The 6,839-nt window shown below is 44.9% G+C and carries 7 protein-coding genes; 1 reads left to right on the top strand and 6 read right to left on the bottom strand.

Going from position 1 to position 6,839, the window contains the following annotated elements; translation table 11 throughout:
• Positions 1 to 456: 456 nt before the first annotated feature.
• The 6 genes from ppc to IM319_RS13545 form a co-directional block, all read right to left on the bottom strand.
• Positions 457 to 3,513: a phosphoenolpyruvate carboxylase gene (ppc, locus tag IM319_RS13570; RefSeq protein ID WP_287735927.1), complete on the bottom strand. Its 3,057-nt coding sequence runs from the start codon at positions 3,511 to 3,513 to the stop codon at positions 457 to 459.
• Between the two features lie 348 nt (positions 3,514 to 3,861).
• On the bottom strand, positions 3,862 to 4,050 hold the full coding sequence (locus tag IM319_RS13565; protein ID WP_287735926.1) for a hypothetical protein: 189 nt from the start codon (positions 4,048 to 4,050) through the stop codon (positions 3,862 to 3,864).
• Positions 4,047 to 4,334 carry a cell division topological specificity factor MinE gene (gene minE / locus IM319_RS13560; RefSeq protein WP_002764792.1) on the bottom strand — a complete coding sequence of 96 codons (288 nt, stop codon included), beginning with the start codon at positions 4,332 to 4,334 and terminating at the stop codon, positions 4,047 to 4,049. The genes IM319_RS13565 and minE overlap by 4 nt, the downstream gene beginning before the upstream one ends.
• A 29-nt stretch (positions 4,335 to 4,363) precedes the next feature.
• Complete coding sequence (gene minD / locus IM319_RS13555; RefSeq protein WP_286825914.1) at positions 4,364 to 5,164, bottom strand: septum site-determining protein MinD; 801 nt, start codon at positions 5,162 to 5,164, stop codon at positions 4,364 to 4,366.
• A gap of 292 nt (positions 5,165 to 5,456) precedes the next feature.
• Positions 5,457 to 6,284, bottom strand: coding sequence for a septum site-determining protein MinC (minC, locus tag IM319_RS13550; RefSeq protein WP_287684733.1), 828 nt, complete (start codon positions 6,282 to 6,284; stop codon positions 5,457 to 5,459).
• A gap of 12 nt (positions 6,285 to 6,296) precedes the next feature.
• Positions 6,297 to 6,647, bottom strand: coding sequence for a hypothetical protein (locus tag IM319_RS13545; protein WP_286825912.1), 351 nt, complete (start codon positions 6,645 to 6,647; stop codon positions 6,297 to 6,299).
• A 91-nt stretch (positions 6,648 to 6,738) separates the two neighbouring features.
• On the opposite strand from IM319_RS13545, the gene IM319_RS13540 reads away from it, so the two are divergent.
• A partial coding sequence (locus tag IM319_RS13540) for a helix-turn-helix domain-containing protein (protein WP_287683512.1) occupies positions 6,739 to 6,839 on the top strand: 101 nt, incomplete at its 3' end.

Below are 6,839 nucleotides of genomic sequence, written 5' to 3'. Positions count from 1 at the left end.
CCTTATCCAACAAGGTTTTTAGACTTTTTTTCCCTCAAAAAGTGCCGACCCTTGGAGTGATTGGGGGGAAAATTCAGGGACTTTTTCCCTGAAAATTAGGTAATTGACCACCTGAAAATGGGTAAAACCCCACACCCCACCCCCCACCCCCCAACCCCCAACCCCCAACCCCCACCGAACAACTTTTTCAGCAGACCCTAAATAATTACAAATGTATCAGCAGCTGCCTGTAAGCATCCCACCGAAAAGCTAATGCGCGGGGGGGTTTGGGGGGTTCTACCCCCCAAAGGCTTGGATTGAGTGATAAAATCGGAAGTAATGCCCAATTTTAGCGGTGATTTTCCCTTTAAAAATAACAACTTAGTAGAAGTTCTACAAAAAGTTGACAAATCCAAAAAAGAGGGTGGATTACCTTCAAGATAACCACCCCCGAAAACTACCATTAATTATCTGTAATCAACCGGTATTTCTCATCCCTGCGGCAATACCATTAATCGTCATTAAAGCACCCCTTAATAACTCCTCTTTAGAGTAGCGGAAATGAATCACACCGGATTGAGCTTGACTGTTGTATTGACGTAAACGCTTGAGGAGAGACACCTGTAGGAAACCGAGGGGAACGATCGAACCGTTGCGTAACTGCACCGAGCGCTGTAAATTCGGATCATTATCCAATAAATGTTTCTCGCCGGTGATCTGGAGAACAATCTCGCTAGTGCGATTATATTCCTCTTTGATCCTTTCAAACAGACGTTGAAAACGTTCTCGATCTTCCTGTTTAGAAAGTTCACTGACGTAGTGATAGGCCATCTGTAGGTCCACCTTCGATAGAGTCATTTCTGCCTTAGAAATCACCATCTGGAAGAAAGGCCACTTGTGATAAAAATGGCGTAACAATTCCAAATTTCTGCTAGGAGAATCATCGAGAAACATCTGTAAAGCTGTCCCTAAACCATACCAAGCCGGTAAAAGAAAACGGGTTTGGGTCCAACTAAATACCCAGGGAATTGCCCGCAGGGTACTTAAATCCTGTTGACCACTTTTCCGGCGCGCTGGTCGGGAACTAATCTGTAAAAGACTAATTTCAGGAATGGGAGTCACGGACAGGAAGAAATCTAAAAAGTCCGGTTCTTCATAAATCAAACTGCGATAGGTTTGCCGTGAACGGGTGGCCAACTCCTCCATGATGCGATTCCAAGGTTCGAGATCATCAAAACCACTGCCCAGTAAACTTGCCTGTATGACTGCCGTTACAGCCGTTTCTAGGTTATACAAGGCCAATTCTGGTAAAGAGTATTTCGAGGCTAAAACCTCGCCTTGTTCGGTGATTTTAATGCGACCGTTAATCGTTCCCCGGGGTTGGGCGAGGATAGCGGCGTAGGCCGGTCCACCACCCCGACCGACGGAACCGCCCCGGCCATGAAAAAGACGTAGATTCACGCCGTATTGTTTAGCGGTTTTTTGTAAAGCCTTCTGGGCCTTATGAATTTCCCAATTACTGCTCAAAAAGCCGGAATCTTTATTACTATCGGAGTAACCCACCATAATCTCCTGTAAATTACTCGGTTCCAAGATGGCAGGTTCCGGGGTCACGTCCTCCCCGTTTAAAGCCCCTAAATGGTCGTAACCGCCGGCTAGGGTTGCCCGATAGAGGGGCAATTCAAACAAAGTCTCCATGATGCCGGGGGCGTGTTTGAGGTCATCGACGGTTTCAAAGAGGGGAACGATGCGGAGGGAACTGCGGCTAGTGGCGGGGTCGTATAAACCGGCTTCTTGGGCTAATAACAGCACTTCTAGCACATCGCTGGCCTCGTTGGTCATGCTGATAATGTAGGTTTGGCAGATTTCCAGACCAAATTCCCCTTGCAGACTTCTTAAAACTCCCAGGGTTTCAATGGTTTCGCAGGTTCTTTCCGAAAAGGGCATTTCCCGGGGAATTAAGGGGCGACGGGTTTTTAATTCCTCCACTAACCAGGCGATTTTTTCTGATTCGCTTAATTGGCCGTAGGGTTTGGGTAAAACTCCGAGATATTCAGCGATTTCTTCGATACATTCGGCGTGACGGGTGGATTCCTGCCGAAAATCTAACTGAGTCAGGACAAAGCCAAAAATCTCCACTTGGGCGATCAGTTGAGCGAGTTCTTGACAGGAAAGACCGGTTTGAAAGAGACTGCGCTGTAATAGCTGTAATTCGGCTAAAAACTCGGAACCGGAGCGATAGATGTTGGTTTCGTTGAGTTTAGTTAATAATTGTCGTTCTTCCGGGTCATTGAGCCGATCATTGCGATCGCGCGTATTTTCCAGACGTTTTTGAATAAAGGCCAATTTGAGGCGATAGGGTTCCTGACGGTAGCGGATTGCTAACTGGCTATAGATTTCGGGCATTTGCTGTTTATCTCTGTCCAGGGAGTCCAGCAACTCCGGCAAGACGTGACACCAGTGCAGGGAGGCACTTAAAATACTGGTCAGGTCGCGAATAGCATCGAGATATTTTTTAATAACGAGATTGCGCTGATAACAGCAGGTTTTCCAGGTGACTTCGGGGGTAACGGAGGGATTGCCATCCCGATCTCCCCCTACCCAAGAACCAAAGCGACAGAAGTTATTTTTCGGCGCTCGTAAACGGGGAAAGGAGGATTCTAGACTTTGCTGCAGACGCAGGGTTAACTGGGGTAGGGAATCAAAGAGAACTTCATCGAAGTAGTGCAGGGCATAATCCACTTCATCGACGACGGTGGGTTTAAATTGGTGTAGTTCATCCGTTCGCCACCAAAAACGAATTTCTTCTTTTAACTGTTTGGTGACTGTTTGTGCTTCTCTGGAGTTAGTTAACCCCATACTGCGAAAGATTTCTTCTGCTTGGTCGAGTTTTTCGAGAATGCCTGAGATACGGCGCTGTTTAATGCGAATGGTATGACGGACAATTTCCGTGGGGTGGGCCGTAAAAACCAGACAAATATCTAACTGATCGAGAAGACGCTGAATTTCTTGGGGGGGGACGTTAACCTGTTTGAGATAGGGAAATAACCAGTGAAATAGTCCCGATTTTGGGCCGGAGTGATCGGACTCGTTCAGGGTTTTTTCTAGCCAATCGGCCCCGACAATGGTGGCTAAAATGCTTTTTTGCGTTGGGTCAGCCTTGGGACTTTCGTTTTCTTCCCCGATCACCGTCCGTCGCAGTAGTTGCTGATCCCTTTGTTCGTAGTGTTGTTCAATAATATTTATTAACTGGAAATAGAGGGCAAAAGCGCGGGTAACTTTGATCGCTTCCCCTAGTTCCAAGTCTTCGATCATTTTGGCGATCATTGCTTCCGCACTATCATCGGTCACTTGTCCTTCCTCAGAACAGAGATGGCGCAGTAATTCCAGTAAATCGACTAATTCTTGACCACATTCGGAGACTAAGACTTCTTTCCATAAATCTTCGATTAATTTCAGTCTTTGCTGCAGAAACAGGTTGGAAGTGCTGAAAATATCCTGTTCGGTTTCGGTCGAGGGGACAAGGACGCTCATAATTTTAATCAGTAATCAGTAATCAGTAATCAGTAATCAGTAATCAGTAATCAGTAATCAGTAATCAGTAATCAGTAATCAGTAATCAGTAATCAGTAATCGGGAGTCAGTAATCGGGAGTCAGTAATCAGTAATCAGTAATCAGTGAAAAGAAAGCTCAGAACTTACCACTTAATACTATTCACTGAAAACTCAAATCTGATCATTGATAACTGATCTATCGGGATTAGTTCTTAGGGTTTGTCAAAGATGAGATCATATCCCCAAGAATCACATTTTTTCCTATTTTTAACAAAAACTTCACTATTTTTGCCTCTTTTCAGGGGGCAAAAGGACTTTTTTCTTGGATTATTGGTCACTGTTTATTGGTAACTGATCGGGAATATTGAGCAGCGGCAAGCGATCGCCACGAAAGATTTCCTCACTATCTTTCCCGACTTCTATCAACCAATTATTAATAGAACGTAGTCCCAAGTAGGATAAAAGAAAGGGACTGACCGCTAGACTAAGCCAAAGCTCGATCGGTTTAGTTTTCATGGCAATTTCTCGGTTAAAGGACGGCGTTTGATCCGACGAATCGGAAAATTAGCAATCAGGGCTGTAGTTCGTTGGTCGCTTTCTAGGAGTAACTCGGTTTCCTCGGTGTCGATATCAAGATAACGACTGACCACTTCTAAGATTTCTTGACGCATCATATTGAGAATTTCGGGACTAAGATCGGCGCGATCATGGGCCAGAATAAGTTTTAAGCGTTTTTTAGCTTGGTCGCCACTTTTGCCCGAACCGCGCCATGCTAGAAGTTTATCGATCAGGTCATTCATAGTAGGTTAAGGGGTTGAGATGAGAGAGTTTAAGGCCCAAACAAGCGACGACGCAGACGAGTGAGAAAACCTTCCTGACCGGCCATTAAATCTAGAAACGGCACATCGCGACCCTGTAAACGCTGGGCAATGTTTCTAAAGGCCATGGAGGGGAGAGAGGTCTTCTCCTCTAATACTAATGGTTCCCCTTTATTAGTGGAAATAATAATTCTTTGATCGTCGGGAATAATCCCCAACAGGGGAATTACCAAGAGGTCGAGAATATCCTCGACGCTGATCATCTGATTAAGTTGGATCATTTCTGGCCGCAGCCGGTTGACAATCAGACGGATACTCTTAATATCTTCGCTTTCTAGTAATCCCACCACGCGATCGGCATCTCTCACCGCCGACATTTCCGGAGTAGTAACGATGATCGCTTCTTGAGCAGCGGCGATCGCATTGCGAAAACCCATTTCAATTCCTGCCGGGCAATCAATCAATACATAGTCATAACTTTTTGACAATTGGGCGACTAAATCCTTCATTTGAGCGCCAGTAATTGCCTCTTTGGTGCGGTTTTGTGCCGCCGGTAATAAGACCAGATTTTCCTGTCTTTTATCCTTAACTAAAGCTTTATCAAGGCTACAATCTCCCGCCACCACATCGAGGGCAGTATAAACGATACGCTGTTCTAATCCTAACAATAAATCGAGATTTCTCAGTCCGAAATCGGCATCGACAAGGGCGACTCGACAGCCTAATTGAGATAAGGCTGAACCTAAGTTCGCCGTTACTGTCGTTTTACCAACTCCTCCCTTTCCCGATGTCACCACAATTACACGAGCCATAATTTATATCAGTTATCAGTTATCAGTTACCAGTTATCAGTTATCAGTTATCAGTTATCAGTTATCAGTTATCAGTTATCAGTTATCAGTTATCAGTTATCAGTTATCAGTTATCAGTTATCAGTTATCAGTTATCAGTTATCAGTTATCAGTTATCAGTTTTATAGAGTTTTTCGTTTCAACGCAGTTAATCGCTATTTTTACCAGTCACTGAATCACTGTTTACTGATCACTGTTTACTGATCACTGTTTACTGATCACTGGTCACTGATCACTGTTTACTGGTCACTGATCACTTTTTTTCTACCCATCCCACTTTATCTTTAAAGGTGTAGGTTCTGGAAAAATTATAAGCCCCAATGATGCGGATTCCTCCTTCGCTGATACAGGCAATTTCTGGTTCCATGCGATCGCTATTCAAAGCCGGGGTGCGTGCCACTAATTCTGCGATCCTCAGTTGAGTTAAGTCGATTCGCAGGGCCATAATTACCGCTGCTCGATCGCCGCGGAATCCAGCATGGGCCACACCGCGTAAACCCCCCCAAACTAATATATCGCCATCAGCGACGATCGATCCGCCGGGGTTGACATCACCCATGACTATAACTGTACCCGGGTGACGGATTTCTACACCCGATCGCAAGGTGGTTTTTAAGTACAAAGGTTCGGCGAGGAGGGATGGTAGCGGTTGCTCGTCCCCGAAAACCGTGGGATTCGAGCGCATTTGTTCGACATTGTAACCCATGGTTGCCGCTGCCACTGCGGTTTGTCTTCTTTGGGTTTGGATGGTATGCAGGGATAATTCGGCACTGTCTAAAATTGTGGCGATCGCTTGTAGTTGGCGCGTATCCATCAGGCGATTGTTGGACCGTAGGTGTACTGGTGTTCTAGCAGGGCAGTTTTGGCCGCTATTACGGAGATAATATTTTAATCCTGTCAAGATATCTGTCCAATCCTGACTTGTCTCCCCGGCGCTGGTTTTGGGCAAAATTAGCACCAATTTCTCGCCCTCACTTTTTAGGTGTATTTGGGCGTATCTTTCCATTACCGAGGCTGATGGCTCAATTTTTTCGGTTTCTAAGTCAATTTCTTGATTTATTTCGGTTTTATTTTCATCCATAAAGATAACTTTTTACTTAAAAAAGACAAAGCGCAAAATAGCGATCAGCAAACCGACGGAAGCGGTAATTAGTGAACCGCCTAAAATGGTTATCAATGCCCAAATTTGATTTTTTTGACTGCCCTCGACTATTTTGAGGCGATTATCCATCCCTTCGACTCTTTCGGTTAATTTTGCCTGTCCTATCTCTAGGGATTTAACATCTTGCTTGATTTCCTTAATATCAGCTTTAATTTCGCCAATATCAGCCTTAATTTCGACGATACTATGCTCGATCGCCGTGAAACGAGTCTCGATCGCTTTTTGTCCGTTGATAATTAAGTCTTCTAGCCTTTTCAAGTCCGTATCGGCAACAGTTTTCATCGAAAATTTTGGGTCTGAAACCCCGTCGTTCTACGACGGCTTTACCGTTAAATACTAGCGCATTTACCAAATATATGCTAGAATGTGAGACATGGAAAAAGCCTACTCGTTTCGATTTTACCCCACACCCGAACAAGAGTCGCTATTGCGGCGCACTTTGGGCTGTGTAAGATTAGTTTACAACAAAGCTCT

The organism is Microcystis sp. M113S1 (genome assembly GCF_020246945.1).
Lineage (GTDB): Bacteria > Cyanobacteriota > Cyanobacteriia > Cyanobacteriales > Microcystaceae > Microcystis.
The sequence above is the reverse complement of the archived record's forward strand: the minus strand, read 5'-3'. Positions and strand labels throughout refer to the sequence as shown.

What these genes read in the sequence shown, in the direction of transcription:
- ppc (WP_287735927.1), bottom strand. Translation starts at nt 3,513, where the DNA reads ATGAGCGTCCTTGTCCCCTCGACCGAAACCGAACAGGATATTTTCAGC.
- IM319_RS13545 (WP_286825912.1), bottom strand. Translation starts at nt 6,647, where the DNA reads ATGAAAACTGTTGCCGATACGGACTTGAAAAGGCTAGAAGACTTAATT.
- minC (WP_287684733.1), bottom strand. Translation starts at nt 6,284, where the DNA reads ATGGATGAAAATAAAACCGAAATAAATCAAGAAATTGACTTAGAAACC.
- minD (WP_286825914.1), bottom strand. Translation starts at nt 5,164, where the DNA reads ATGGCTCGTGTAATTGTGGTGACATCGGGAAAGGGAGGAGTTGGTAAA.
- minE (WP_002764792.1), bottom strand. Translation starts at nt 4,334, where the DNA reads ATGAATGACCTGATCGATAAACTTCTAGCATGGCGCGGTTCGGGCAAA.
- IM319_RS13565 (WP_287735926.1), bottom strand. Translation starts at nt 4,050, where the DNA reads ATGAAAACTAAACCGATCGAGCTTTGGCTTAGTCTAGCGGTCAGTCCC.